The following is a 26,176-nucleotide window of genomic DNA, read 5'->3' on the forward strand; positions in this document are numbered from 1 at the left end:
TTATTTTGTTGGCAACCACTGCCGAGCTTAAGTGGTAAATTTAAAGGAACATGCATGAAAATTTTATATGGCGTACAAGGCACAGGAAATGGGCACATCGCTCGAGCGAGAGCAATGGCCGTCGCTTTTCGTCAGCAAAATATTGATGTCGATTTTCTGTTCTCTGGGCGAGATGAGAGCAAATACTTTTCGATGGAAGCGTTTGGCAACTATCAGACCCGCAGCGGCTTAACTTTTTACAGCGAGCAGGGGCAGGTTAAATACGGTAAAACATTCATGAAGAACAACATCTGGCGATTTCTCCGTGAGATTAACCAGATCGATCTTACGCCTTATGACTTAGTGATTAATGATTTTGAGCCTGTCACTGCATGGGCGGCTAAGAGACAAGGTGTGCCATGCATTGGGATAAGCCACCAGAATGCGTTTCGTTATGATGTACCCAAAGAAGGGGGCAACTGGATTGAACATTCAGTGATTCAACATTTCGCCCCAACCGAGCACTCTATTGGCTTGCACTGGTATCACTTTGAACAGCCGATTTTGCCGCCTATCGTTCACACGCTGGTTGGTGAGCAACAAATAAAAACAACACAAGACTTTACGTTGGTCTATTTGCCATTTGAGGATCTTGAGTCGATCTCAGAGCTGCTGATGAAGTTCATTTCGCAAAACTTTGTCTGTTACCACCCGGATGTGATTGAGCATAGCCGAGTTGAAAATATTGAGTTCAAACCACTCAGTCATGCGGGCTTTCAATTCGACCTCAATCAGTGCTCTGGTGTGGTCGCAAATGGCGGCTTTGAATTGCCATCTGAAGCCCTAACTTTGGGGAAGAAATTGCTTCTCAAACCACTCGAAGGACAGTTCGAACAACAGAGCAATGTGGCGACGCTAGAGGCCCTTGGGTTAGCTCAAACCATGACGTTTTTAGATGCGGCTATCTTGCGCGCTTGGCTCAGTGAAAAACAGGCCGAAGTGGTCACCTATCCAGACGTGGCAAGTGCACTCGTTGAGTGGGTATTAGCAGGGAATTGGTCTAATCAAGATGATTTAAGAAAGCAACTTTGGGACAAGGTCGACTTTCCAAGTTATGCATCGCTCACCTAACTCATAAGTGCTATTTCTGAATTGACCGGTTGAACAATTCACGAGTTCAATAAATTGTAACAAATGTAACCAAACGATAGAACAGCTAAATAAGTCGAAATTAAACTCATAAGTGACGCATTTTATGTTTTTTTATAACTCTATAAATAATTGATTTTTAGATGTTGTTTAATCATTAAGGTAAAATAAAATTATTCTTTATCAATCTTGTTGGTAGCTCGAGATGCATTGGTTAATAGTAATGTCAATCCGAAAAACATCGGTCTGATAAATATAAGAATTAGTGGTTATCTATTCTCATACCATTACCAATTTAACGCTGTCGAACCGACAAGAGGCAACTTGAATGTTAGATAAGAAAGACGCAATGAGTGCTATTGCAAGCTACAGAATGGAAAGCACACTTCGTGGAGTCGACTTAAATCTTTTGACTGTATTTGATGCAGTTATGCAAGAGCAAAACATTACACGTGCAGCTCACAATCTGGGTATGTCTCAGCCTGCTGTAAGTAACGCTGTTGCTCGTCTAAAAGTGATGTTTAACGACGAACTATTCATGCGTCAAGGTCGTGGTATTCAACCGACTCAACGTGCTCGTCAGTTGTTTGGTCCAATCCGCCAAGCGCTACAGTTAGTACGCAACGAACTACCAAGTTCTGTGTTCTCTCCAGAGTCGTCTTCTCGCCTGTTCAAACTAGCGATTTGCAGCCCTTGTGATATGCGTTTTGCTCCTAAGATTATGTCGACAATCAACGAGCAAGCACCTAGCGTGAAACTGCACATGGATGCTGAATTCGATCGTCAACTTTCTGAGCGTATGCGCTACCAAGAAATCGACTTCGTTATTGATTACGCTCGTTTTGATGAGCAAGGCTTCTCAAGCACTGAAATCTTCCAAGACGAATTAGTTGTGGTTGCTTCTGCTTCTCACCCACGTATCAACGGTGAAGTTTCTGCGGCAGAGCTGCTTAACGAAAAGCACGCAAAACTGTCTCGCATCCATGGTCAACGTAGCTTCTCTGAGCAAGCTTACCGTGACCTAGATTGCACGCCTTTCTACGAAGGTACGAGCTTGAGCAACGTTCTTTACGTTGTAGGCCAATCTGAACTAGTAACAATTGCTCCTCGTTGGATGGTAGAACATGCAGCAAACAAAGAGCAGCTTCAGATTCTAGATTTCCCATTCGATAATGCGGCGATTTCTGGCTTCCTAAGCTGGCACGAATCAAGTGAAAAGGATAAAGGACACATTTGGTTACGAGATCAGTTAATGATGATCTGTGGCGAAGTAGTGGCACTTAACTAGACACTAATCCCTATGATTTATAAGCCCTAAGCTAGGAGACTGGCTTAGGGCTTTTTTATGCGCGCTATTTTAGTAGGTAGAAAACTTAGCGTGAGACGTACTATTACTTATAACTTTGAGCTTCATCAGTTGCCTTTTCCATGATCAGAGGTACACTTGTGCGCTCAAAAAAGCTTACAGGTGTAAGCCTAAAGGTAAAGAGATGGCCAATTTAGATTTTCATATCGTAAAAAGACTTCGTGACCAAATTGCCCAAGGCGGCAACCGTACAGCTTTGAAGCACAAAGTAGACAATGTATGGCAAGGCATTAGCTGGGAACAGTTTGGACAACAAATCGATACGCTTTCATTAGCACTATTGGCTCAGGGACTGAGAGTTCAAGATAAGATCGGTATCTATTCAAATAATATGCCTCAATGGACCGTGGCAGATTTTGCATCTTTACAAGCTCGTCTTGTGACTGTGCCGATTTATCCAACCAACACAGCAGCACAGTCGTCTTACATCATCCAAAATGCGGATGTGAAGATCTTATTCGTTGGTGAGCAAGTTCAATTTGACGCGGCGGTGAGCCTATTCGAAGAGTGTGAACAGCTAGAAGTGGTTGTCGCGATGTCTGATGATATCGATCTTCAAGGCCATAGCTTTGCGGTATCTTGGGCTGATTTCATGGCGCGCGGTGTTGAAGCTCAGCAAGCTGAACTTGATGCTCGTCTTGCAGATGCAAGCATGGACGACTTACTGACTCTTATCTATACCTCTGGTACTACTGGCCAGCCGAAAGGCGTAATGCTTGATTACACCAATATTGGCTATCAATTAGAAGGCCATGACGAGCGTCTAAGTTTAAGCAAAGACGATGTCTCATTGTGTTTCTTACCTCTATCTCACGTATTTGAGCGTGCGTGGACGTTCTACGTTCTCTATAAAGGCGCAACCAACTGTTACTTGCAAGATACCATGCAGGTGCGTGACGCGCTGAGCGACGTGAAGCCAACCGTAATGTGTGCGGTTCCACGTTTCTACGAGAAGATTTTCTCTGCGATTCACGAGAAGGTTTCGAAAGCGCCGTTTATCCGCAAGGTTCTATTTACTTGGGCGGTGAACATGGGAGCGAAACTCTCTGTTTGTCACCAAGAAGGTCGCACTCCTTCGCTAATGCTGAAGAAGAGCCATGCATTAGCAGATAAGCTAGTACTCTCTAAATTGCGTGCGCTGCTGGGCGGTAATATCAACTTCATGCCTTGTGGTGGCGCGAAGCTTGATGAGACGATTGGTCGTTTCTTCCATGCTATCGGCATCAACGTAAAACTTGGCTACGGCATGACAGAAACCACAGCAACGGTGTCTTGCTGGGATGACCGCTGCTTTAACCCTGATTCTATCGGTATGTCGATGCCGGGCGCAGAAGTTAAGATTGGTGCTAAGGACGAGATTCTTGTTCGCGGTCCAATGGTGATGCGTGGCTACTACAAGATGCCAGAAGAGACAGCTAAGACATTCGATGAGCACGGTTTCTTGAAAACCGGTGATGCGGGTCATTTTGATGAAAATGGTAACCTGTTCATTACTGATCGTATCAAAGAGCTGATGAAAACTTCTGGTGGTAAGTATATTGCCCCGCAAGTGGTTGAAGGTGCGATTGGTAAAGATCACTTTATCGAACAGATTGCTGTTATCGCTGATACACGCAAATTCGTTTCTGCGCTGATTGTTCCTTGTTATGACTCGCTAGAAGAGTACGCCAAAGAGCTTAATATCAAGTATCACGATCGCGTTGAACTTGTTAAGCACCACCAAATCGTCGAGATGCTAGAAAAGCGTGTGAATGACCTACAGCAAGAGCTCGCGAAGTTTGAGCAAGTGAAGAAGTTCAAGCTACTGCCAAAAGCGTTTTCTATGGATGATGGCGAACTGACGCCGACCCAGAAACTGCGCCGTAAGGTTATCAACGATAAGTATCAAGACGAAATCGAAGAAATGTACACTGAAAAGTCGAAAGATAAGTAGTTTTCTACTGAGATAAATTTTCAGTTGTTTAAAAATCCCCCTACGAATGTGATTGCATTTTTAGGGGGATTTTTTGTATCTAATGACACAGCACAATGTGCGAAAGCGCACACCAGCAAGCTCGCGGTTTATCGATAAATAGCGATCTATTAAAATATTAAGTGCTTTTTTTTGTTCGCTAACTAGTGTTTAAACCTGGCGTGGGGGGCTGAGTTGGGTTTTATTTAATGCTTTGAGCTAATAGTTGGTTTTTTGGCACAGTTGCCGAATAACAGGTGTTAGACCAGATGATAATAAAGCGTTAAAGTTGTTTCGTATTACTGTTTGTTGTTATCACGACAGACAGCCATAGCCGAAAAAGTGGAAGTATTTCGAATTAGGCTACGAATAAGCCCTAGACTATGAAAAACCAGCCCAACATGTTCACCAAATATGATTGGAAACTGGTGAGGAGAGCAATATGACAACAAAACCTGAAACAGCCATGTCATCCGGCGCTGAAATGTTATCCGGCGCTGAGATGGTGGTGCAGTCTCTAATTGAAGAGGGTGTAGAACAAATCTTTGGTTACCCAGGTGGTTCTGTACTTGATATCTACGATGCGTTGCATGCTAAAACTGCTGAAATTAAACACGTATTAGTGCGACACGAACAAGCCGCTACCCACATGGCAGATGGCTATACTCGTTCTACCGGTAAACCGGGTGTAGTACTTGTGTGTTCTGGTCCAGGTGCGACCAATACCGTTACTGGTATTGCAACCGCCTACATGGACTCAATCCCAATGATTGTTATTTCTGGTAACGTACCAAATAACCTCATTGGTAATGACGCCTTCCAAGAGTGTGACATCGTGGGTGTATCACGCCCGATCGTTAAACACAGCTTCTTAGTAAAGAAAGCGGAAGATATCCCTGAAGTCGTTAAAAAAGCATTCTATATTTCAACGACAGGGCGTCCCGGTCCTGTGGTTATTGATCTGCCGAAAGATATCTTAAACCCACAAATCAAGCTTCCTTATGAATACCCAGAAACGCTCAAAATGCGTTCGTATAACCCAACGGTTACGGGTCATAAAGGTCAGATCAAAAAGGCGCTAAAAGCCCTTCTTGAAGCGAAGAAGCCGGTACTTTATGTCGGTGGTGGTGCGGTTATTTCTGAGGCAGATAAGCCGCTGTTAAAATTAGCAGAGGCACTGAATTTACCTGTGGTAAGCACCCTAATGGGGCTTGGCGCTTTCCCTGGCACCCATAAGAACTCTTTGGGTATGTTAGGCATGCATGGTTTATATGAAGCCAATATGGCGATGCACAATGCGGATTTGATCTTTGGTATTGGCGTACGTTTCGATGATCGAACGACTAATAACCTAGATAAGTACTGCCCTGATGCGAAGATCATGCACATTGATATCGACCCATCTTCGATCTCTAAGAACGTAAAAGTGGATCTACCGATTGTAGGTTCTGCTGAAAAGGTTCTAGAGAGCATGGTGAACTTGCTCGTTGAGCAAGGCGGCACTAACGATGCAGAAGCGATTGAAAGCTGGTGGAGTGAAATCAAGCAGTGGCAAGAGCGTGACTGCCTAGCTTACGAGAAATCGTCTGAGCGCATCAAACCACAGCAAGTAATTGAAACACTGCATAAAGTAACCAATGGCGATGCCTATGTTGCTTCTGACGTAGGTCAACACCAAATGTTTGCTGCTTTATACTACCCGTTTAACAAGCCACGTCGTTGGATTAACTCTGGTGGTCTAGGCACGATGGGCTTTGGCCTGCCTGCTGGTATGGGCGTTAAGTTTGCTAAGCCAGATGAAGAGGTGGTTGTGGTAACCGGTGACGGCAGTATTCAAATGAATATCCAAGAGCTGTCGACTGCGCTGCAATACAATATTCCTGTTAAGATTATTAACCTTAACAACCGTTTCCTAGGCATGGTAAAACAGTGGCAAGACATTGTTTATCAAGGCCGTTACTCTAACTCATATATGGACTCTGTTCCTGATTTTGCTGCTATCGCTGAGGCTTATGGCCACGTTGGTATGCGCATTTCATCTCCGGATGAACTGGAATCAGGTTTGGAAAAAGCACTAGCGATGAAAGACCGTTTGGTATTTGTCGATATTAGTGTGGATGACACCGAGCACGTATACCCAATGCAGATCAAAGGCGAGGGTATGGATAACATGTGGCTAAGCAAAACGGAGAGAACATAATATGAGACACATTATTTCACTACTAATGGAAAACCAACCTGGTGCGCTTTCTCGTGTGGTTGGCTTGTTTTCTCAACGTGGCTACAACATCGAGTCTTTGAACGTATCTCCAACCGATGATCCGACGCTGTCTCGTTTGAACGTCACTACTAACTCGAGCGAAATGCAGCTTGAGCAGATTCAGAAACAGCTACATAAGCTAATCGACGTACTTAAAGTACAAGAAGTGTCTGAGCTTGAGCATATTGAACGTGAGCTGTTGATGGTAAAAGTACGTGCGAGCGGCTTTGCTCGTGCGGAAGTGAAGCGCACAGCGGATATCTTCCGTGGTCAGATTGTTGATGTCACGGCTTCTCAATATACGGTTCAAATGGCGGGTACTAGCGAGAAACTGGATGCCTTCATTCAGGCACTGTCTGAAGTGACGGAAGTGCTTGAAGTTGCTCGAAGTGGTGTTGTTGGCATCGCACGAGGCGAACGTGCGTTGAAAGCCTAGACGATAAGTCTTTAAAAAATAACTTAAAAGCCGCTTTTTTAAGCGGCTTTTATTTTGTTAATTTTATAGAGTGCTATAATCCCGCGCTGCACTTCCATTCATCTGAGTTAGCAATGCGAAATAAAAAATCAATAATTACATTGCTGATTATCTCTATCATATTGTCTTCTGCAGTATGTCTGTATTATTTGCAGCGTTACAAAGAAGTAAAACAGCAGAGCTTTGACTACTCGGCTAAGCAAGCCGTTCATCAGTTAGTGTATGCCAAGCGAGATTATGATCTTCTCAAGACTCAGTTAGTCTCGGTCATGGAGCTACTCAGTCATAGCCAGAGCTTGGTTAACTTTGCTTCTTCTCCCTCAGACCAAACCAAACATCTACTTGAAGAGGTCTGGCAATCTGTTCTCGTGAACCAGAAGTGGTATACACAAATCCATCTGTTGGATGTCACTGGCAAAGAATTGGTGCGTGTTAACTATTCCTCTGATACCGGTAGAGTGACGTTTCCTCAACAGCTGCAAGATAGGTCGGATTCTAACTACTTCCAATACGCTCAAAAACTAGAAGCCGAACAGATTGGCGGTTGGGGTATTGAGCTTGAAACTGAGCATGGTGAAGTCACCTTCCCTTATTCGCCGGTAATCCGTGTCTTTACCCCAGTAGAAACCCCTGACGAAAGAGTAGGCTACCTCGTCATCAATCTTGATGTATGGGGCTTATCGTCGCGTCTGAGCTTTTCACCAGATAACGATCTTAGAGCAGAAGTTCTCAATGACGCGGGTTACTTCATCGCGAGTAACAACAGCGGTAAGTTGTTCGGAGACTCTATTCCTGAAAGAAAAGGCTATAACCTGAAAAATATCGCGCCGAAGACGTGGGATGCGATCTCCAATGATCAGGTGGGATACGTTTTTGAAGATGGTAATTTGTTTGCCTTTAACACGGTTATGCTCGCGAACAGTCAAAAGGTCCATTTACTGATTCAACTTAATCAAAAGCAACTGATGGATCGGGCTGAGCGTGATCTAGATGATTTGGCCCATGAAGAGATCATTGTTCTGATTACGGTGCTGATATTCGCTTTCCCGTTTGCTTACCTGGTGACGCACTGCCGACGCCGAAGCCTAGAGAGTAAATTGGCACGCGCCGCATTGAATGGTATGTCGGCAGTGATGATCTCTGACAAGCAGCACCGCACAATGATGATCAACAACGAATTTGAGAACATGACTGGGTACTGCAAAAAACAGGTGATCGGTCAAAATGCATTGCAGTTGCTGCTTGAGAATACCGACCAAGTGCTCTCAAGCTCGGCTATTTGGAGTCATTTAGAGCAAGAAGAAGTATGGGAAGGGGAGGTTCAGTGTAAGAACAAGCTGCGTATTCCTTTTACTGCGATCATGCGAGTGCATGCGGTCAAAAACAATTCAGGCAAAGTCAGTTACTACATCACCTCGTTGGTTGATATTTCCGTAAGGAAGGAGCTTGAGGTACGTTTGAGGATCTTAAGTGAACGTGACTCTTTGAGTAATCTCTGGAACCGACGAAAATTCGAAGAGCAGCTGGCCTACTATTCTCGCTTAGTTGAGCGTTACCCGATCGAAGCGACCACCTGCTTAGCCTTGGTGGACATCGATAACTTCAAGCGAATCAATGATGAGCTTGGCCACGACGAAGGTGACCGTGTGATCGCTGGTGTTGCTAAACTTCTGCAAGATAGCCTTCGTGGGACGGACTTTGTTGCACGTGTCGGAGGAGAAGAGTTTGCACTCTTGATGCCACACACGTCTCTGCCAGAAGCAAAGCGCGTATTGGATCGCTTGCGAATAGAGATTGAACTGGCAGCCGGAACTAAGGTAACGGTGAGTGTTGGCTTTACTGATTTAACAAGTAACAGTACTCGCTCATACAAGTGTGCCGATGTTGCGCTTTACGAATCTAAATCGTCTGGTCGTAATACGGTCTCTATGTGTCCTAGCTACGATGATGTCGCTTAGGTTCGCTTCTATCTAGTCCTGTCTTCTATTTCCTTCACCTCTTCAAGTCGCGGCCCGACTCCTTTTTCCTTCCCCTCTTTTTATTAGGAATCTCACTTTTGAGCGACCTATGTCACAAAATCTATACAGTTAGACTAAAGTCTAATGCTGGTGGAAATTTGAGCTAAAATGAACAATAAGTAAACTACCTTGCTTCAGATTACATCGTGCTTAACGGTGTAATAAATAGAGTGTTTACCAGATGTAAAAGGATGACACCGTTAACTTAATTCAACTGATTAGCTAGCCTTTTCAATGGTTTGAAAGGCAGCAGTAGAATTAGGTTAGCTGGAGCAAGAGTTTGGGGATCATACAGTCTGGTTAAAAGAGGCGTGGTATGTTTGTCGATTTTTTAGTGAGGTTAACCATAGGCACATTAGCCATTCTTGGCTTTCAATTGAGTGCTTTGTATTTTTTACCTATGGTTGTGCTACTCAATACTCATCACAAAGAGTTTTTTGGGTGGTAGTTCAGTCGTAATACTGGAAACAAAAAACGGAGCCATTGGGCTCCGTTTTTATTTGGTTAGAAGCTACTTTAGCGTTATGCCGCTTCGATAACTTCTTCAATTCGTTTCATTGAACCTAGCAGGTGTTGATCAAGCAGTTCAGTCGCTTGTTCTACATTCTTAGACAGTACTAGTTTCATGATCATTTCGTGTTCATCAATATTGAACAGATCATCTGATGCGCTTTCTGCAGACATAGCGAGGAAGCGGTAACGTTTCACTTGGTTAATTAGGTCATCAAAGAACTTAAACATGTTCTCTGAATCTGCACCTTCAAGCAGTGCGACATGGAATTGCTGGTGGCGCTCTTCCCATTCTACACAGTCAAACTCTTCAGATACGTACTGTACTCGCGATAGTTTATGGTAAGACGTTAGTACATCCAGTTCCCAGCTCTCATCACCTGCTGCAATCGCTTTTTTAAGCAGAACCGATGATACAACACGAAGGCTTTCGTATAGGTCATTCAGTTCTTTCTTTGATACAGGAGATACCCAGCAGCCTTTTTGTGGCTCTAGCTTTACGTATTTGCTCCAAGATAACTGTACCAAGGCTTCGCGAATAGGGGATGCGCCAACGTTGTAGCGTGCTTTTAGATCAGCAACAACAAGCTTTTGGCCTGGGGTTAACTCACCATTAAGAATATCTTGGCGAATCATCTTTGATACTTTGTCAGTGAGCGTAGGACTAGACATTACAAACCTCATCTATATATGATTTCTAGTCTGCTAATCCGTCTCTTAGAAAGAGTCAGTTGGAGGTTAACAGTACGTAGTTCTATTGTGATTGATAATACAGCGTACTGAAAAGTTAGGCAAGATTTTGTTTCATAAAAAAAGAGGGCCGAAGCCCTCTTTTATATTTTATGCGAATCGGTTCATTCTTATAGAACGTGAACAGATGCCGTGTTTGTAGTACCAGAAGCTACTAGAGCACCAGAAACCATAACTACGATGTCGCCTTTGTTACCTAGGCCAGATTGTAGAGCGATTTCTTTACCGTTGATGTAGAACGCGTCTGTGTTCTCGATAGAGTCAACAAGAACTGGCTTAACACCTTTAGTAAGAACTAGCTGTGCAGCTGTCTTTTCGTTAGTTGTTAGAGCTAGGATGTTTGCAGTTGGGAAGTACTTACGTACTGAACGTGCAGATTTACCGCCTTCAGTTGCAACAACGATTAGAGGAGCAGCTAGCTTCTCTGCTGTGTCTACAGCGCCTTTACATACTGCTTCAGTGATACGTAGACGTGGGCTGTCTAGACGAGAACCTAGCTCAGCTTTAAGAGCTGAATCAGTACGGTTCGCGATTTGAGCCATGATAGTAACAGCTTCAACTGGGTACTTACCTTTAGCAGTTTCACCAGAAAGCATTACTGCATCAGTACCATCCATGATTGCGTTCGCAACGTCACCCGCTTCAGCACGAGTTGGACGTGGGTTGCTGATCATAGAGTCAAGCATTTGAGTTGCAGTGATAACCATCTTACGTGCACGGTTACACTTCTCGATCATCATCTTCTGAGCGAAGATTACTTCTTCAGCTGGGATTTCAACACCTAGGTCACCACGAGCAACCATGATGCCGTCAGAAGCTTCAAGGATTGAATCGAAGTTATCTACACCTTCTTGGTTTTCAATCTTAGAAATGATGTGGATGTTCTCGCCGCCGTTAGCGTTTAGAAGCTCACGGATTTCTTTAACGTCTTCTTCTTTACGGATGAAAGAAGCAGCAACGAAATCTACGCCTTGCTCACAACCAAACTTAAGGTCAGCTTTGTCTTTCTCAGAAAGAGCAGGAAGTTGAACAGAAACGCCAGGAAGGTTAACACCTTTGTTTTCGCCTAGAGCACCGTTGTTAAGAACTTTACACTTAACTTCAGTTTCTGTTGTTGCGATAACTTCCATTTCGATTAGGCCGTCATCAACAAGGATAGTGTTACCTGCTGTTAGGTCTTTAGCGAAACCTAGGTAAGTTACTGCTACTACGTCTTTGTTACCAACAACTGTTGCGTCAGTTGTGAAAGTGAACTCTTGACCAGCTACTAGATCTACGTCGTTACCATCTTCAAGTTTGATAGTACGGATTTCTGGACCTTTAGTATCTAGAAGGATAGCAAGTTGCTCACCTTTGTTTTCCATTACTTTACGGAAGTTCGCGATACGAGTGCCGTGCTCTGCGAAATCACCGTGAGAGAAGTTAAGACGCATAACGTTCATGCCAGCATCTACTAGTTCAGTTAGCTTCTCTACAGATTCAGTTTTAGGGCCAATCGTACATACGATTTTGGTCTTTTTCATGGAAGGTACTCTCCGGTAAGTATTGTTACAATTTGAAATTTATTTAAGTTCTGAAGATTGGTCCGCTACATCAACATTTTGTGCCTGTTGTGTAAAAGCGCGGGACTTCCAATATGTCCTTCAGAGTTGTAAGTCTTTCATCAATTTTAGTCATTTTATGACTAAAAGATTTTGATTCAATATCGGTTTTCTGTGACTTACCCCACTATATAGGGGGTAAGTTGCAAAAAAATAACAGTCAGTTTTGTAATTTTTTTTCTTTTCGGGTGCGGATTCTACCACCTAATGAGTTCAATATCACTGCTTAACAATTGTCTTAGGACAAGGTTTTATCGCTATTTATTAATTTTTTGGATCAAAATAAATGGACTAAATAGTTTCGTTGTAACTATAATATGTTTCACATCGAAACTTAGTGGCCTTTTTTAAATGTCGAAACGAAACACCCAACTCAGAAGACATGCAATTTCTAACCTAGTGAATGAAAAAGGGGAGGTTAGTGTTGATGAATTATCCGCTAAGTTCGAAACCTCAGAAGTCACTATTAGAAAGGACTTGGCGTCTTTAGAGAAAAACGGTCAGCTTTTACGCCGTTATGGTGGTGCGATTTCGTTACCGAAAGAGGTTGTCAACGAAGAGCTGGGTCAACAAGTTTCGACTCGAAAGATTTCATTGGCAAAAGCCGCTGCAGATTTAATTCGCGACCATAACCGCATCGTGATCGATAGTGGCAGTACGACCGGTGCTCTAATTCAGCAGCTTAATGCTAAGCGTGGCTTGGTTGTTATGACCAACTCATTGCACGTTGCTAATGCGCTTAATGAGCTTGAAAGCGAGCCGACGTTATTAATGACTGGCGGCACTTGGGATACCCATTCGGACTCTTTCCAAGGCAAAGTTGCAGAGTCGGTACTTCGTGCTTACGATTTTGACCAACTATTTATTGGGGCTGATGGTATCGACCTCGATAGAGGCACAACCACGTTTAACGAACTGGTTGGCCTGAGCAAAGTAATGGCTGAAGTGTCACGAGAAGTGATCGTGATGGTTGAGTCGGAAAAGGTGGGACGAAAGATCCCGAACTTAGAGCTGGCATGGGAACACATTGACATCTTAATTACCGATACAGACTTAGGCGAAGAATCCAAAGCAAGTATCGAATCACATGATGTTCGAGTGATCCTGACCGATCCAGCGTAAAAACAAATTTAAGTATTATGCATTTACCTTCCTATAATTGATCTTAATGAAGATTTGGCCTTTGCTTGCTGCCAATAGGAATAAAACAAAATTGATGGAGTGAAACTATGTGTGGAATTGTTGGTGCAGTAGCACAGCGTGATGTAGCTGAAATTTTAGTAGAAGGCCTTCGTCGTCTAGAATACCGTGGCTACGATTCAGCTGGTGTCGCTGTAGTCGATACTGAATCTAACCTAACTCGTGTACGCCGCCTAGGTAAAGTACAAGAGCTAGCTGACGCAGTAGAAGAGCAACAAGTGATTGGTGGTACAGGTATCGCTCATACACGTTGGGCGACACACGGTGAGCCGTCTGAAGCGAACGCACACCCACACATGTCTGGTGATATTGCCGTTGTACACAATGGCATTATCGAAAACCACGAAGCACTGCGCGCTATGCTGCAAGAGCGTGGTTACGTATTTACTTCACAAACGGATACAGAAGTTATTGCTCACTTAGTTGAGTGGGAACTTCGCACTTCAGCTTCTTTGGTTGAAGCGCTACAGAAAACAGCAAAACAATTAGACGGTGCGTACGGCACGGTTGCGGTTGATCGTAAAGATCCTAGCCGTATCGTTGTAGCTCGTTCTGGTAGCCCGATCGTTATCGGTTTTGGTGTCGGCGAGAACTTCCTTGCTTCTGATCAACTGGCGCTACTGAGCGTAACTCGTCGCTTCATGTACCTAGAAGAAGGTGATGTTGCTGAGGTAACTCGTCGTGATGTTACGGTATTTGATGTAGCGGGTGAGCGTGTTGAGCGTGAAATCGTTGAGTCAAACGCTGAACACGACGCAGGTGACAAAGGTCAATACCGCCACTTCATGCAGAAAGAGATCTTCGAGCAGCCAACAGCGCTGATCAATACAATGGAAGGCCGTATCTCTGACACTTCGGTTATCACTAACGCGATCGGCGTTAAAGCTGAAGAGATCCTAAGCAAGGTTGAACACGTGCAGATCATCGCATGTGGTACGTCTTACAACTCAGGCATGGCAGCGCGTTACTGGTTTGAATCTCTAGCTGGCGTAAGCTGTGACGTAGAGATTGCTTCTGAATTCCGTTACCGTGATTTCGTTGTTCGTCCGAACAGCCTATTGGTGACTCTGTCTCAATCTGGTGAAACTGCGGATACGCTTGCTGCACTTCGTCTTGCAAAAGAGAAGGGTTATATGTCTGCAATGACTATCTGTAACGTTGCGGGTTCTTCACTGGTTCGTGAATCTGATTTTGCCTTCATGACTCGCGCAGGAACAGAGATCGGTGTTGCTTCTACTAAAGCTTTCACAACTCAACTAGCAGCGATGCTGATGATGGTAACGTCAATTGGTCGTCTACAAGGTCGTATCAATGAAGAAAAAGAAGCGGAAATCGTTCAAGCACTTCACCAACTGCCTGCTGATATCGAGAAAGCATTAGCGTTCGATAAAGAAATTGAAGCACTGGCACCTGATTTTGCTGATAAGCATCACACACTGTTCTTGGGTCGTGGTGAGTTCTACCCAATCGCGATGGAAGCGTCTCTTAAACTGAAAGAGATCTCTTACATCCACGCAGAAGCATACGCAGCTGGTGAGCTTAAGCACGGTCCTTTGGCTCTTATCGATGCAGATATGCCTGTAGTCGTTATTGCACCAAGCAACGACTTGCTAGAGAAGCTGAAATCGAACGTTGAAGAAGTGCGTGCTCGTGGCGGTCTACTTTACGTATTCGCTGATGAAGATGCGGGCTTTGAAAGCGATGAGAACATGAAGATCATCAAGATGCCTCACGTAAGTGAAGTAACAGCGCCTATCTACTACACAGTACCGATGCAGCTGCTGTCTTACCATGTCGCACTAATAAAAGGTACCGACGTTGACCAACCTCGTAACCTAGCGAAAGCGGTAACAGTTGAGTAATCGACAGCTTACCTAAGATATAGATAATAAGAAGCCCATCCTGTGATGGGCTTTTTTATGTCTGTTAGTTAACGATCAGTGTTAGAGCTAGCTGTAGCGTCATTAAGCGCTCAGTGCTTGCTCTAGGTCAGCCAAGATATCGTCAATGTGCTCGATACCTACTGATAGGCGAATCATCTCCGGTGATACACCGGCTTGTTTCTGTTCAGCTTCGCTTAGTTGACGGTGTGTCGTCGAAGCTGGGTGACAAGCGAGAGATTTCGCATCGCCAATGTTAACTAAGCGCTTGAAGATTTGCAGTGCATCATAGAAGCGAACACCGGCTTCATAACCGTCTTTTAAACCAAAAGATAGAATAGCCGATGGCTTACCCTGCATGTATTTTTCAGCAAGCGGGTAGAATTCTGAGCTAGGCAGACCAGCGTAGCTTACCCAACTGACTTTTTCGTGTTGGCTGAGGTATTCTGCCACTTTCAAGGCATTCTCTGTGTGTCGCTCCATACGTAACGACAATGTCTCCAAGCCTTGCATCAACATGAAAGCATTCATTGGCGACAGTGCTGCACCTGTATTACGTAGGGGAACCGTTCTAGCTCGACCAATAAACGCAGCCTCACCAAATGCCTCGGTATAAACCACGCCATGATAAGAAGGCTCTGGCTGATTAAAAACAGGGAAGCGCTCTTTGTGCTCTGCCCATGGGAATTTTCCTGAATCGACAATCACGCCACCTAACGTTGTACCGTGACCACCCACGTATTTGGTTAGTGAGTGCACCACGATGTCAGCACCAAAATCGATAGGTTTACACAGTACAGGCGTCGCCACCGTGTTATCAACAATCACAGGCACTCCTTGTGCGTGGGCAAGTTCTGCAACACGTTCTAAGTCGATGATATTACCAGCAGGGTTACCAATACTTTCACAGTAAATCGCCTTGGTTTTTTCATCGATCAGTGCCGCTAAGCTTTCTGGTTTGTCGTCTTTAGCAAAACGAACTTCAATTCCTTGGTTTGGCAACATGTGAGCAAATAGGGTGTAAGTACCACCGTAAAGCTGAGGCGTTGAGACAATGTTGTCACCGATTTGCGCCAACGTCTGAATCGCGTAGTTGATCGCAGCACTGCCCGCACTTACCACTAAGCCTGCAATCCCCCCTTCTAAGGCTGCCATGCGTTTTTCTAACACATCATTGGTTGGATTCATTATCCGTGTGTAGATATTACCTGGCACCGCAAGGTTAAACAGGTCGGCGCCATGTTGTGCGTCATCGAATTCGTAAGCGACGGTTTGGTAAATAGGTGTGGCAACCGATTTGGTTGTTGGATCAGTTTCGTAGCCGAAGTGAATCGAGAGTGTTTCGTCTTTCATGTTTCTTCCCTGAACTATTGAATGATTTGTGTACACTCATATTGCCGATTTTTTTATAAAAGAAAAGTATGTTTAGTCACAGAGAGGCAATTGGAATTGTGTGCGGGATGATTCGTTATTGGTTAGGAAATGCAGGGCGTAAGTTGTACAGATTTAGAAAAGCAAAAAGCCAGAGCAGCATGAACTGTTCTGGCTTTTCTAATTTGGTGGCCCCTCCCAGATTTGAACTGGGGACCGAACGATTATGAGTCGTGCGCTCTAACCACTGAGCTAAGGGGCCGTAGGGCATAGATTATAGGGGAAGCATTCAGTGGTGTCTAGACACTATAAGGGGCAATTCCGCTTACATCTTAGCCACTTAAATCACACGGATAAAAAAAAGGTGAGCCAACGCTCACCTTTTCTTATTTATGCTTAAAAGCTAACCGCACTAAAGTGTGTGATTACTCGTCTAGGAAGCTACGCAGAGTTTCTGAGCGGCTTGGGTGACGAAGTTTACGCAGTGCTTTTGCTTCGATCTGACGGATACGTTCACGAGTTACGTCGAACTGCTTGCCCACTTCTTCAAGAGTGTGGTCAGTGTTCATGTCGATACCGAAACGCATACGCAGTACTTTAGCTTCACGAGGTGTTAGGCCAGCAAGAACGTCTTTAGTTGCACCGCGTAGGCTGGTTGCCGTTGCAGAGTCTAAAGGAAGTTCTAGCGTTGTATCCTCGATGAAATCACCTAGGTGCGAATCTTCGTCGTCACCGATTGGTGTCTCCATTGAGATTGGCTCTTTAGCGATTTTCAGTACTTTACGGATCTTGTCTTCAGGCATTTGCATGCGTTCAGCCAGTTCTTCCGGCAGTGGTTCACGACCCATCTCTTGTAGCATTTGACGAGAGATACGGTTTAGTTTGTTGATCGTTTCGATCATGTGAACCGGAATACGGATAGTACGAGCTTGGTCGGCAATCGAACGAGTGATTGCTTGACGGATCCACCAAGTAGCGTAAGTAGAGAACTTGTAACCACGACGGTATTCAAACTTATCTACCGCTTTCATCAGACCGATGTTACCTTCTTGGATTAGATCCAGGAATTGTAGACCACGGTTTGTGTACTTCTTAGCAATCGAGATTACTAGACGTAAGTTCGCTTCAACCATCTCTTTCTTCGCACGACGAGCTTTCGCTTCACCGATAGACATGCGACGGCTGATATCTTTGATGCTTTGAACAGTAAGAGACGTTTCACGTTCGATCATATCCAGTTTTTGGATAGAGCGACGGATGTCGTGCTCGTTACGTTTAATCTTTTCTGCGTATGGCTTGTCTGAAGCAAGAACTTCATCCAACCATGCTTCGCTAGATTCGTTACCAGTAAATAGAGCAATGAAAGATTTCTTCGGCATTTTGCCGTACTCAACCGTTTGACGCATGATTAGACGTTCTTGAGTACGTACGCGATCCATAGAGTTACGCAGTTCGTTTACTAGGTAATCAAACTGTTTTGGTGTTAGACGGAACTCTTTGAATACGTCTTGCATCATTGTCGTTGCAAGCGTTGCTTTCGGGCTTTCATGGCCGTACTCGTTGATCGCTAGCTGACGGTTCTGGTAGCTAGTACGAAGCGCTGTGAACTTCTCAAGAGCAAGCTCAGGATCGATACCTGTATCTTCTTCTTCCTCTTCCTCGTCGTCTTCAGCGTCTTCTTTGTCTTCGTCTTCCAGATCAGTTTCAGCAAGTTCTGAACCGATGTGAGTCGCCGTTGGCGCAGCTGTGCCATCGTCGTCTGGGTCAACAAAGCCATTGATTAGGTCTGTTAAGCGAATCTCTTCTGCTTGTACGCGGTCAAACTGTTCCAAGATGTATGGAATAGTGCCTGGGTACTCAGCAACCGATAGTTGAACTGTATTGATACCATCTTCAATACGCTTCGCAATGTCGATTTCGCCTTCACGAGTCAGTAGTTCAACTGTACCCATTTCACGCATGTACATACGAACTGGGTCAGTAGTACGGCCAATCTCGCTTTCTACGCTTGAAAGCGCAGCAGCTGCAGCTTCGGCTGCATCTTCATCTATATTGGCATCGTCATCATTAAGTGCTAGATCATCAGCATCAGGTGCAGTTTCAACTACCTTGATACCCATGTCGTTAATCATTTGAATGATGTCTTCTACCTGTTCAGAATCCACGATTTCTGCAGGTAGGTGGTCGTTTACTTCGGCGTAGGTCAGATAGCCTTGTTCCTTGCCTTTAATAACAAGTAATTTAAGCTGTGACTGCGGATTTTGATCCATAGATGATATCCAACTTCAGGTCTGGTGAAGGACGTTGCATTCTCAAATGCAAACCAATTATGTTAACAAATTTATTAAATGCTGACTAATCAAACAGGGTTACGCTTTTAGATCTAGCATTAAAGCTAGTAGCTCCCTTTTTTCTTCGGCTGATAAACCGACGCTTCTTGCTTTGGCCTGCAGGTTTTCAATTTGTTTTTCAACGCACTGGGCAAGTATATTGTCCAATGAGTCTAAAAATATGTCTTCTTGATTGTCTTCGTCGAGGGGGATTTCCCAGCTCGCGAGACGAGACAGAAGAGCCTCATGTTTATTGTGTCGCCAATGCTCTAATAATTGGCCTGTGTTGATATGGGGATGCTCGTGGCATTTATCAAGTACTTCGATGAATAAACTTAGCCCAGGCAATTGTAAGCCTTTGACACTTGATAAATCCGGTACCATATCAGCATAGCTCGGATTTTGGATAAGCAAAGCGATAACTTCACGCATTGGAGTGCGCTTCAGCTCTTTATGTGGTTGAGGTGTCGGGTTCTGTGTATGAACACGCGCACGTCTCAATTGGTTATCAAATCCAGTTCGCTCATCGAGCAGTTTTTCGAGCAATTCTTGGAAGTAACTGTCAGGGATTTTATTAATCAAGGCGCTGGCGTGTGCACGCAGTGCTGATTTCCCTTCGGTTGTTCCCAAGTTTAACTTGTGTATTTCAATCAGGTTATCGAACAAATAGGTCGAAAGCGGCGTCGCATTGTGGACCAGCTGTTCAAAAGCGGCTTTGCCATGCTCTCTAATATAGCTGTCTGGATCTTCACCGTCGGGCAAGAATAGAAACTTAAGCGTGTTACCGGTTTTGAGATACTCAAGTGCGTTTTCTAGTGCGCGCCATGCGGCCTCTTTACCTGCTCGGTCACCATCGTAACAACAAACCACAGTGCTGGTTTGACGGAACAACATTTGAACATGGTCGCCGGTTGTCGAGGTGCCCAGTGATGCTACTGAGTAATCGACACCATATTGCGCGAGTGCCACGACATCCATGTAACCTTCAACCACAAGTATTTGCGGCGGTTCACGGTAGGCTTGCAGCACTTCATAAAGGCCGTAAAGCTCTTTACCTTTATGGAAGATAGGCGTTTCTGGTGAGTTGAGGTATTTTGGTGTGCCGTCTTCTAATACACGACCACCAAAACCAATCACACGGCCACGACGATCACGAATTGGGAACATTACGCGTCCACGGAATCGGTCGTATCGGTTACCTTTATCGTTCTCAATTAACATGCCGCCAGTTACGAGCATGTCTTGGGCTTCTTTCTGTTGGCCAAAGTTCTTACGAACTAAGTCCCACTCATCGGCCACATAACCAATGCCAAACTTCTGGACGATCTCGCCCGAAAGGCCACGATTCTTTAGGTAATCAATCGCAGGTTTGTTGGCTGATATTTTCAGTTGAGAGCGGTAAAAATTACTGATGCCGCCCATCAAATCGTAGAGGTTACGTTTTTGTTCGCTGTTGGCTCTTGGTGCTGTTGATATCTCGCCGCTACGTTGCTCTCTAGGAACATCGAGCCCTAAGAAAGAGGCTAGCTCTTCAATAGCTTCAACAAAATCGAGACGTTCGAACTCCATAATGAAGTCGATAGCATTACCGTGTACGCCACAACCAAAGCAGTGATAAAACTGTTTTTCTTGGCTTACGCTAAAAGAAGGGGTCTTTTCGTTGTGGAATGGGCAACAAGCACCATAGTTTTTGCCTTTTTTCTTAAGTTTCACGCGTGCGTCCACAATGTCGACAATGTCGAGACGCGCTAGGAGATCATCGATGAAACTACGCGGGATGTGTCCTGCCATAAAACCTTAGAAAAATGCACTAACTGAGAGTGTGGATAATAATAGTTTGAATAGGTTACAGATACAAACAAGCCGTGCGTTCCGAAGGATTGCACGGCTTGTTGCAATTTGATTTGGGATTAAGCGAGTTTAGAACGAACTAAACCACTAACTTTCCCCATATCTGCACGCCCTTGAATTTGTGGTTTCAAGATAGCCATTACTTTACCCATGTCTTGCATGCCCGCTGGTTGAGCTTCGGCGATTGCGCTATCAAGTAGTGCAATAACTTCTTCATCAGTTAGCGGTTGAGGCATAAAGCCTTCAAGTACCGTAATTTCTGCTTTTTCCACGTCAGCAAGATCTTGACGATTTGCTGATTCATATTGAGCAACAGAATCGCGACGTTGCTTAACCATTTTAACTAATACAGCAAGAATGTCGTCGTCGTTCAGAGTGATCCGTTCGTCAACTTCACGTTGCTTAATTGCTGAAAGAGCTAAGCGGATAGTGCCAAGGCGCGGTTTGTCCTTGGCTTTCATCGCTAATTTTTGCTCTTCTTTGAGTTGTTCAATAAGAGCCATAACTCAGTCCTTATGGATTAAGTTATTAGTACAGGCGAACGCGACGTGCGTTTTCGCGAGCTAGCTTCTTAGCGTGACGCTTTTGAGCTGCTGCTTTAGCGCGTTTGCGAACTGTAGTTGGCTTTTCGTAGTGCTCGCGACGGCGAACTTCAGAAAGGATACCTGCTTTTTCACAAGAGCGCTTGAAACGACGTAGTGCAACGTCGAACGGTTCGTTTTCACGTACTTTAACTATTGGCATATGCCTTTCACCTCAGGGGTTATTCATTATCGCTGGCTACTCAGTACCAAATCAGAGAAGTTACCCATCGAGCTAACTCTCTATTCGCGTTTGGCCATTAACCAGCTTGATCAAAAATGGTGCGGAATTTTAATCCGATCACAGTGGCTTTGTAAAGCACTTTGTCGATTATAGTCTGTACAATATTTGTTTGAAGAGCTTAGGCAGGGTAATATTGCGCTAATTTCCCATTTTAGACGAAAGCGTGCCGAGAAAATTATGCGCATTATTGGTATTGAAACCTCTTGTGATGAAACAGGAATCGCGATTTATGATGATGAGCAAGGGCTGCTTTCTCATCAATTATATAGCCAAGTAAAGCTGCACGCCGATTACGGTGGTGTGGTACCTGAGCTAGCTTCACGTGACCACGTGAAAAAAACAATTCCTCTTATTAAAGCGGCATTAGCTGAAGCGAACCTAACGTCGAAAGACATTGATGGTGTGGCTTACACGGCTGGCCCTGGTTTAGTGGGTGCACTGCTGGTTGGTGCAACGATTGGTCGCAGTATTGCTTATGCGTGGGGAGTGCCTGCAGTGCCTGTTCACCATATGGAAGGTCACCTTCTTGCGCCAATGCTAGAAGATAACCCACCACCATTCCCATTTGTGGCTCTGCTGGTTTCTGGCGGCCATACCATGATGGTAGAAGTGAAAGGTATTGGTGAATACCGAATCCTTGGTGAATCGATTGATGATGCAGCGGGTGAAGCGTTTGATAAAACCGCGAAACTGATGGGCTTAGATTACCCTGGTGGTCCACTGTTATCTCGTTTGGCGGAAAAAGGCACTCCGGGTCGTTTTAAGTTCCCGCGTCCAATGACCGATCGTCCGGGTCTAGATATGAGCTTTTCTGGTTTGAAGACGTTCGCAGCGAATACCATTCGCGATAACGATAATGATGACCAAACTCGCGCTGATATCGCTTATGCATTCCAAGAAGCTGTTTGTGCAACCTTAGTAATCAAGTGTAAGCGAGCCTTGGTTGAAACGGGCATGAAACGTATAGTGATTGCTGGCGGTGTAAGTGCCAACAAACAACTGCGTGTTGAGCTTGAAGCTCTTGCTAAGAAAGTCGGTGGTGAGGTGTACTACCCACGCACAGAATTCTGTACAGATAATGGTGCGATGATCGCTTATGCGGGCATGCAGCGCCTAAAGAATGGCGAAACGGCTGATTTGTCTGTTCATGCCACACCGCGTTGGCCTATTGACCAGCTAGAGCCAATTGCGTAATTGACTATAGTGTTTCGATAAACGGTCGCCTTGTGCGGCCGTTTTTATATCCTAGCTTACCGACTGTATGTCGATAAATAATTGCTGATAGAGATTAGGGAAGAAAATGAACAAGTTCACAGTAGACAATCAATCGATGGCGTACCTAGATGAAGGTCAAGGCCCTGTTGTTGTACTCGGCCACAGCTACCTTTGGGATAGTGCAATGTGGAAGCCGCAGATCGAAGCGTTAAAAACTCAGTATCGCTGTATTGTTCCAGAGCTTTGGTCTCATGGTGAATCTCAAGCAGCACCCACTTCGATGCGTAACTTGAAAGATTACGCTCAGCACGTTTTGGCTCTGCTTGATCATTTAGAGATCGAAGAATTCTCAGTGGTTGGCTTATCGGTTGGCGGTATGTGGGGGACTGAGTTAGCGGAACTTGCACCTGCACGTATTAAGTCTTTGGTTCTAATGGATACTTTTGTGGGTTTAGAACCAGAAGTTGCTCACGCAAAGTACTTCAGCATGTTAGATACCATCACTCAAACCAAGACGGTTCCTCAGCCAATTGTTGAAGCGGTTGTTCCACTGTTCTTCGCTAATGATACGCAAACCAACACGCCAGCTTTAGTGGAAGGGTTTACTCAGCAGTTATCAGCTCTTGAGGGCGACAACGCTGAAGAAGTGGCACGAATTGGTCGAATGGTGTTTGGACGTCGCGATATGATTGAATCGGTAGAGAACTTTGCTCTGCCTGTTTTGATTGCTGTAGGACAAGAAGATAAACCACGTCCGGTACTTGAGTCATACCTAATGCACGATTGCATTACGGGCAGTGAATTAGTGGTGATTCCTGGCGCAGGTCATATTAGCTCGTTAGAGCAACCAGAGTTTGTGAACACAATGCTGAAGACGTTTTTAGATAAACATCTGCTATAAGCTTTAAATACTGAATATTATGGTTCGGCTTAGACGTGACAGTTTAAGCCGATTTTTTTTGTCCGAGTTTTGGTTCGCTGCCATCGAGTAGGCGGCGGATATTCTGATGGTGACGCAACACGATCAAACAACACAACATGGCTACAGGCAGTGTGTATTGAGGTTTGACTAACCAAGCGTAGAAAGGGGCAAGTAGCACAGTAACCAGTGCAGCTAAAGAAGAGTAACGAAACAAAAACGCGACCACTAACCAAGTCGCCATGATCATTCCGGTTAGATCGAACCCTATTGGGGCGATAGCGCCGAGTGCGGTTGCCACGCCTTTACCACCTTTGAAGTGGAAGAAGATTGGATACATATGGCCAAGACACGCCGCAATTGCGACAACCCCTAAAATAATTGGGTCGATCTTGAGGTAGTAGCCAAGCCAGACAGGGATAGTGCCTTTCAGCATGTCACATAGGAGGACGGCAGCAGCTGCGCCTTTACCGCCAACACGCAGTACATTGGTGGCGCCCGGGTTATTGGAGCCTACCGTTCTTGGATCGGGAAGTCTTAAGACTCGGCATATCAAGACCGCACTAGAGATTGAACCTAGCAAATAGGCTGCAATGATCATGATTAGTGCCAATGGGGTCATGTCTTTCCTTAAACGGTTATAAGCCTAACGATGGGAAAATAATGCTCAATCCAAGAGTAATTGATATCATATCTCGAATTACGCAAATAATACGTTTTTTTCCCCTATATGGGTATCCGACCTCTAAAAGGACAAGTCATGGCACTGGATAAAGTTTTCATTGAACAGCTAGAAGTAATTACAACGATCGGTGTTTACGATTGGGAACAAGAGATTAAACAAAAACTTGTGCTTGATATTGAAATGGCTCATGACAACCGCCCAGCGGGTAAGAGTGATGATGTGGTTGATGCTTTGGATTACTCGACAGTGAGTACAGCCGTGCTTGACCATATTGCGAATGGCCGATTCCTACTCGTAGAACGTGTGGCTGAAGAAGTTGCTGAATTGATCATGACTCAATTCTCTGTGCCGTGGATTAAAATCCGATTGGCTAAACCTGGCGCAGTGCCACAAGCAAAAGCCGTTGGTGTGATCATCGAACGAGGTCAAGCATGACAGTAGCCTATGTTGGTGTTGGCACGAACATAGACCGCGACAAGCATGCAAGGGTGGCATGGACAGAGCTTCAATCGTTAGGGACTAACCTTAAATGCTCTAAAATCTATCACTGTGAGCCCGTGGGTTTTAATAGCCATCCGTTTTATAACTTTGTGATAGAGCTCGACACGTCACTCTCATTGACTGAATTTTCACAGCATCTGCGTAAAATTGAGTTTAAATGGGGTCGCTCTCAAGATGCGCACAAACTACAAGATCGAAAACTCGATCTTGATATTGTGCTGTTTGGAGAGGAGGTTTCTGAGTGTGAACCAGAATTACCACGCAGTGATATCTACAAATATCCTTTTGTAACACAGCCGCTTTATGATCTTTGTCCTGCGCGAGTGATCCCGCAAGACGGAAGAACCGTCAGTGAAATATGGCAGAAGATGCAGCAATTAGACTCGCTCTCTGTCGTAGATATAAAACTATAATTTTTAAGGTAAGTAATGAGTTATTTTGAAGCGTTTATATTGGCGTTGGTGCAAGGCTTTACAGAGTTTTTACCTATTTCCAGTTCTGCACACCTAATCCTTCCTTCAGCTGTTTTAGGCTGGGAAGATCAAGGTTTGGCTTTTGATGTCGCTGTCCACGTTGGTACTTTGGCAGCTGTTGTTATCTATTTCCGTAAAGAAGTGGTCTCTCTGTTGAGCGCATTCTTTGGTTCAGTGTTTAAAGGTGATCGTAGTAAAGAAGCGAAGTTAGCGTGGATGATCATTCTCGCGACGATTCCTGCGTGTATCTTTGGCTTGTTGATGAAAGATATTGTTGAGCTTTACTTACGCAGTGCGTGGGTGATCGCGACGACAACGATTATCTTTGGTCTATTGTTATGGTGGGTGGACAAGAACTCAAGCCTGCGCGATGACGAATACCAAGCGGGTTGGAAAAAGGCGCTGTTTATTGGTCTTGCTCAAGCAATGGCGATCATTCCGGGCACGTCTCGTTCTGGCGCAACCATTACCGCGGCGCTTTACCTTGGTTTCACACGTGAAGCGGCGGCTCGATTCTCTTTCTTGATGTCTATCCCAATCATCACTCTGGCTGGTGGTTATTTAGGTCTTAAGTTGGTGACAAGCGGTGATCCAATCCATGTTGGCACTTTGCTAACGGGCGTTGCGGTGTCTTTCATCAGTGCTTACATCTGTATCCACTTTTTCTTGAAGCTTATCTCTCGTATGGGCATGACACCGTTCGTTATCTACCGCCTGATTCTAGGTTGTGGTCTGTTTGCTTTCTTAATGATGCAGTAACAGACACAGGCAACGGTCTCGCTGTAAGAATTGAAACAAAAGGCCCGCTTAACTGAACTGACCCCCAATAGTTGGACACCAATTATTGGGGGTCTTTTTATGTCCAAA

General features: G+C 44.7%; 21 protein-coding genes and 1 tRNA gene. 13 read left to right on the forward strand and 9 right to left on the reverse strand.

What is annotated here, in order from left to right:
* Nucleotides 1-54 precede the first annotated feature (54 nt).
* The 6 genes from AB6F11_RS13125 to AB6F11_RS13150 all read left to right on the forward strand — a co-directional run bounded on the left by AB6F11_RS13125 (nt 55) and on the right by AB6F11_RS13150 (nt 9,138).
* Nucleotides 55-1,110: an MJ1255/VC2487 family glycosyltransferase gene (locus tag AB6F11_RS13125; RefSeq protein WP_102321198.1), complete on the forward strand. Its 1,056-nt coding sequence runs from the start codon at nt 55-57 to the stop codon at nt 1,108-1,110.
* Between the two features lie 346 nt (nt 1,111-1,456).
* Entirely contained in the window at nt 1,457-2,416 is a 960-nt protein-coding gene (gene leuO, locus AB6F11_RS13130; RefSeq protein ID WP_017061397.1) for a transcriptional regulator LeuO, read from the forward strand.
* A 202-nt stretch (nt 2,417-2,618) separates the two neighbouring features.
* Complete coding sequence (locus AB6F11_RS13135; protein WP_102393664.1) at nt 2,619-4,427, forward strand: long-chain fatty acid--CoA ligase; 1,809 nt, start codon at nt 2,619-2,621, stop codon at nt 4,425-4,427.
* A gap of 460 nt (nt 4,428-4,887) precedes the next feature.
* Nucleotides 4,888-6,645 (forward strand): acetolactate synthase 3 large subunit, encoded by a 1,758-nt coding sequence (locus AB6F11_RS13140; RefSeq protein WP_017062926.1) that lies wholly within the window; start codon nt 4,888-4,890, stop codon nt 6,643-6,645.
* 1 nt (nt 6,646) lies between these two features.
* The gene (gene ilvN / locus AB6F11_RS13145; protein WP_008219984.1) at nt 6,647-7,141 is read left to right on the forward strand and encodes an acetolactate synthase small subunit; all 495 of its coding nucleotides are present in this window, start codon (nt 6,647-6,649) and stop codon (nt 7,139-7,141) included.
* A 113-nt stretch (nt 7,142-7,254) separates the two neighbouring features.
* The gene (locus tag AB6F11_RS13150; RefSeq protein WP_017068819.1) at nt 7,255-9,138 is read left to right on the forward strand and encodes a diguanylate cyclase; all 1,884 of its coding nucleotides are present in this window, start codon (nt 7,255-7,257) and stop codon (nt 9,136-9,138) included.
* 582 nt (nt 9,139-9,720) lie between these two features.
* Here AB6F11_RS13150 and AB6F11_RS13155 read toward each other — a convergent pair.
* Both AB6F11_RS13155 and pykF read right to left on the reverse strand, forming a co-directional pair.
* Nucleotides 9,721-10,392, reverse strand: coding sequence for a GntR family transcriptional regulator (locus AB6F11_RS13155; protein WP_080582236.1), 672 nt, complete (start codon nt 10,390-10,392; stop codon nt 9,721-9,723).
* Nucleotides 10,393-10,568: 176 nt separating this feature from the next.
* Complete coding sequence (gene pykF / locus AB6F11_RS13160; protein ID WP_017061403.1) at nt 10,569-11,981, reverse strand: pyruvate kinase PykF; 1,413 nt, start codon at nt 11,979-11,981, stop codon at nt 10,569-10,571.
* Between the two features lie 429 nt (nt 11,982-12,410).
* Here pykF and AB6F11_RS13165 point away from each other — a divergent pair, with 429 nt between their 5' ends.
* Both AB6F11_RS13165 and glmS read left to right on the forward strand, forming a co-directional pair.
* Nucleotides 12,411-13,181 (forward strand): DeoR/GlpR family DNA-binding transcription regulator, encoded by a 771-nt coding sequence (locus AB6F11_RS13165; RefSeq protein WP_017061404.1) that lies wholly within the window; start codon nt 12,411-12,413, stop codon nt 13,179-13,181.
* A gap of 107 nt (nt 13,182-13,288) precedes the next feature.
* Nucleotides 13,289-15,121, forward strand: coding sequence for a glutamine--fructose-6-phosphate transaminase (isomerizing) (gene glmS, locus AB6F11_RS13170; protein WP_017061405.1), 1,833 nt, complete (start codon nt 13,289-13,291; stop codon nt 15,119-15,121).
* A gap of 102 nt (nt 15,122-15,223) precedes the next feature.
* Here the strand turns inward: glmS and AB6F11_RS13175 are convergent, their stop codons facing one another.
* The 6 genes from AB6F11_RS13175 to rpsU form a co-directional block, all read right to left on the reverse strand.
* Entirely contained in the window at nt 15,224-16,492 is a 1,269-nt protein-coding gene (locus AB6F11_RS13175; protein WP_102393663.1) for an O-acetylhomoserine aminocarboxypropyltransferase/cysteine synthase family protein, read from the reverse strand.
* 204 nt (nt 16,493-16,696) lie between these two features.
* Nucleotides 16,697-16,772, reverse strand: a tRNA-Ile gene (locus AB6F11_RS13180).
* Nucleotides 16,773-16,935: 163 nt separating this feature from the next.
* Nucleotides 16,936-18,780, reverse strand: a complete 1,845-nt coding sequence (gene rpoD, locus AB6F11_RS13185) for an RNA polymerase sigma factor RpoD (RefSeq protein WP_017061407.1) — start codon at nt 18,778-18,780, stop codon at nt 16,936-16,938.
* Between the two features lie 99 nt (nt 18,781-18,879).
* The gene (gene dnaG / locus AB6F11_RS13190; protein ID WP_102393662.1) at nt 18,880-20,631 is read right to left on the reverse strand and encodes a DNA primase; all 1,752 of its coding nucleotides are present in this window, start codon (nt 20,629-20,631) and stop codon (nt 18,880-18,882) included.
* 119 nt (nt 20,632-20,750) lie between these two features.
* Nucleotides 20,751-21,194, reverse strand: coding sequence for a GatB/YqeY domain-containing protein (locus tag AB6F11_RS13195; RefSeq protein WP_017069475.1), 444 nt, complete (start codon nt 21,192-21,194; stop codon nt 20,751-20,753).
* A 25-nt stretch (nt 21,195-21,219) separates the two neighbouring features.
* A complete protein-coding gene (rpsU, locus tag AB6F11_RS13200) occupies nt 21,220-21,435 on the reverse strand; it encodes a 30S ribosomal protein S21 (protein ID WP_004396009.1) in 216 nt (71 codons plus the stop codon).
* Nucleotides 21,436-21,693: 258 nt separating this feature from the next.
* Here rpsU and tsaD point away from each other — a divergent pair, with 258 nt between their 5' ends.
* Both tsaD and AB6F11_RS13210 read left to right on the forward strand, forming a co-directional pair.
* Complete coding sequence (gene tsaD, locus AB6F11_RS13205) at nt 21,694-22,710, forward strand: tRNA (adenosine(37)-N6)-threonylcarbamoyltransferase complex transferase subunit TsaD (protein WP_017061410.1); 1,017 nt, start codon at nt 21,694-21,696, stop codon at nt 22,708-22,710.
* A gap of 106 nt (nt 22,711-22,816) precedes the next feature.
* Nucleotides 22,817-23,632, forward strand: a complete 816-nt coding sequence (locus AB6F11_RS13210) for an alpha/beta fold hydrolase (protein ID WP_017061411.1) — start codon at nt 22,817-22,819, stop codon at nt 23,630-23,632.
* Between the two features lie 43 nt (nt 23,633-23,675).
* Here the strand turns inward: AB6F11_RS13210 and plsY are convergent, their stop codons facing one another.
* On the reverse strand, nt 23,676-24,272 hold the full coding sequence (gene plsY, locus AB6F11_RS13215; protein ID WP_009847793.1) for a glycerol-3-phosphate 1-O-acyltransferase PlsY: 597 nt from the start codon (nt 24,270-24,272) through the stop codon (nt 23,676-23,678).
* 138 nt (nt 24,273-24,410) lie between these two features.
* Here plsY and folB point away from each other — a divergent pair, with 138 nt between their 5' ends.
* The 3 genes from folB to AB6F11_RS13230 are packed head-to-tail and all read left to right on the forward strand — an operon-like array spanning nt 24,411 to nt 26,068.
* Nucleotides 24,411-24,770, forward strand: coding sequence for a dihydroneopterin aldolase (folB, locus tag AB6F11_RS13220; protein ID WP_004735969.1), 360 nt, complete (start codon nt 24,411-24,413; stop codon nt 24,768-24,770).
* Nucleotides 24,767-25,249 (forward strand): 2-amino-4-hydroxy-6-hydroxymethyldihydropteridine diphosphokinase, encoded by a 483-nt coding sequence (folK, locus tag AB6F11_RS13225; RefSeq protein WP_102393661.1) that lies wholly within the window; start codon nt 24,767-24,769, stop codon nt 25,247-25,249. The genes folB and folK overlap by 4 nt, the downstream gene beginning before the upstream one ends.
* Nucleotides 25,250-25,264: 15 nt before the next feature.
* Nucleotides 25,265-26,068, forward strand: coding sequence for an undecaprenyl-diphosphate phosphatase (locus tag AB6F11_RS13230; protein ID WP_010434624.1), 804 nt, complete (start codon nt 25,265-25,267; stop codon nt 26,066-26,068).
* Nucleotides 26,069-26,176 lie beyond the last annotated feature (108 nt).

This window comes from Vibrio sp. 10N.247.311.14, from assembly GCF_041467715.1.
GTDB classification, from domain to species: domain Bacteria; phylum Pseudomonadota; class Gammaproteobacteria; order Enterobacterales; family Vibrionaceae; genus Vibrio; species Vibrio crassostreae_C.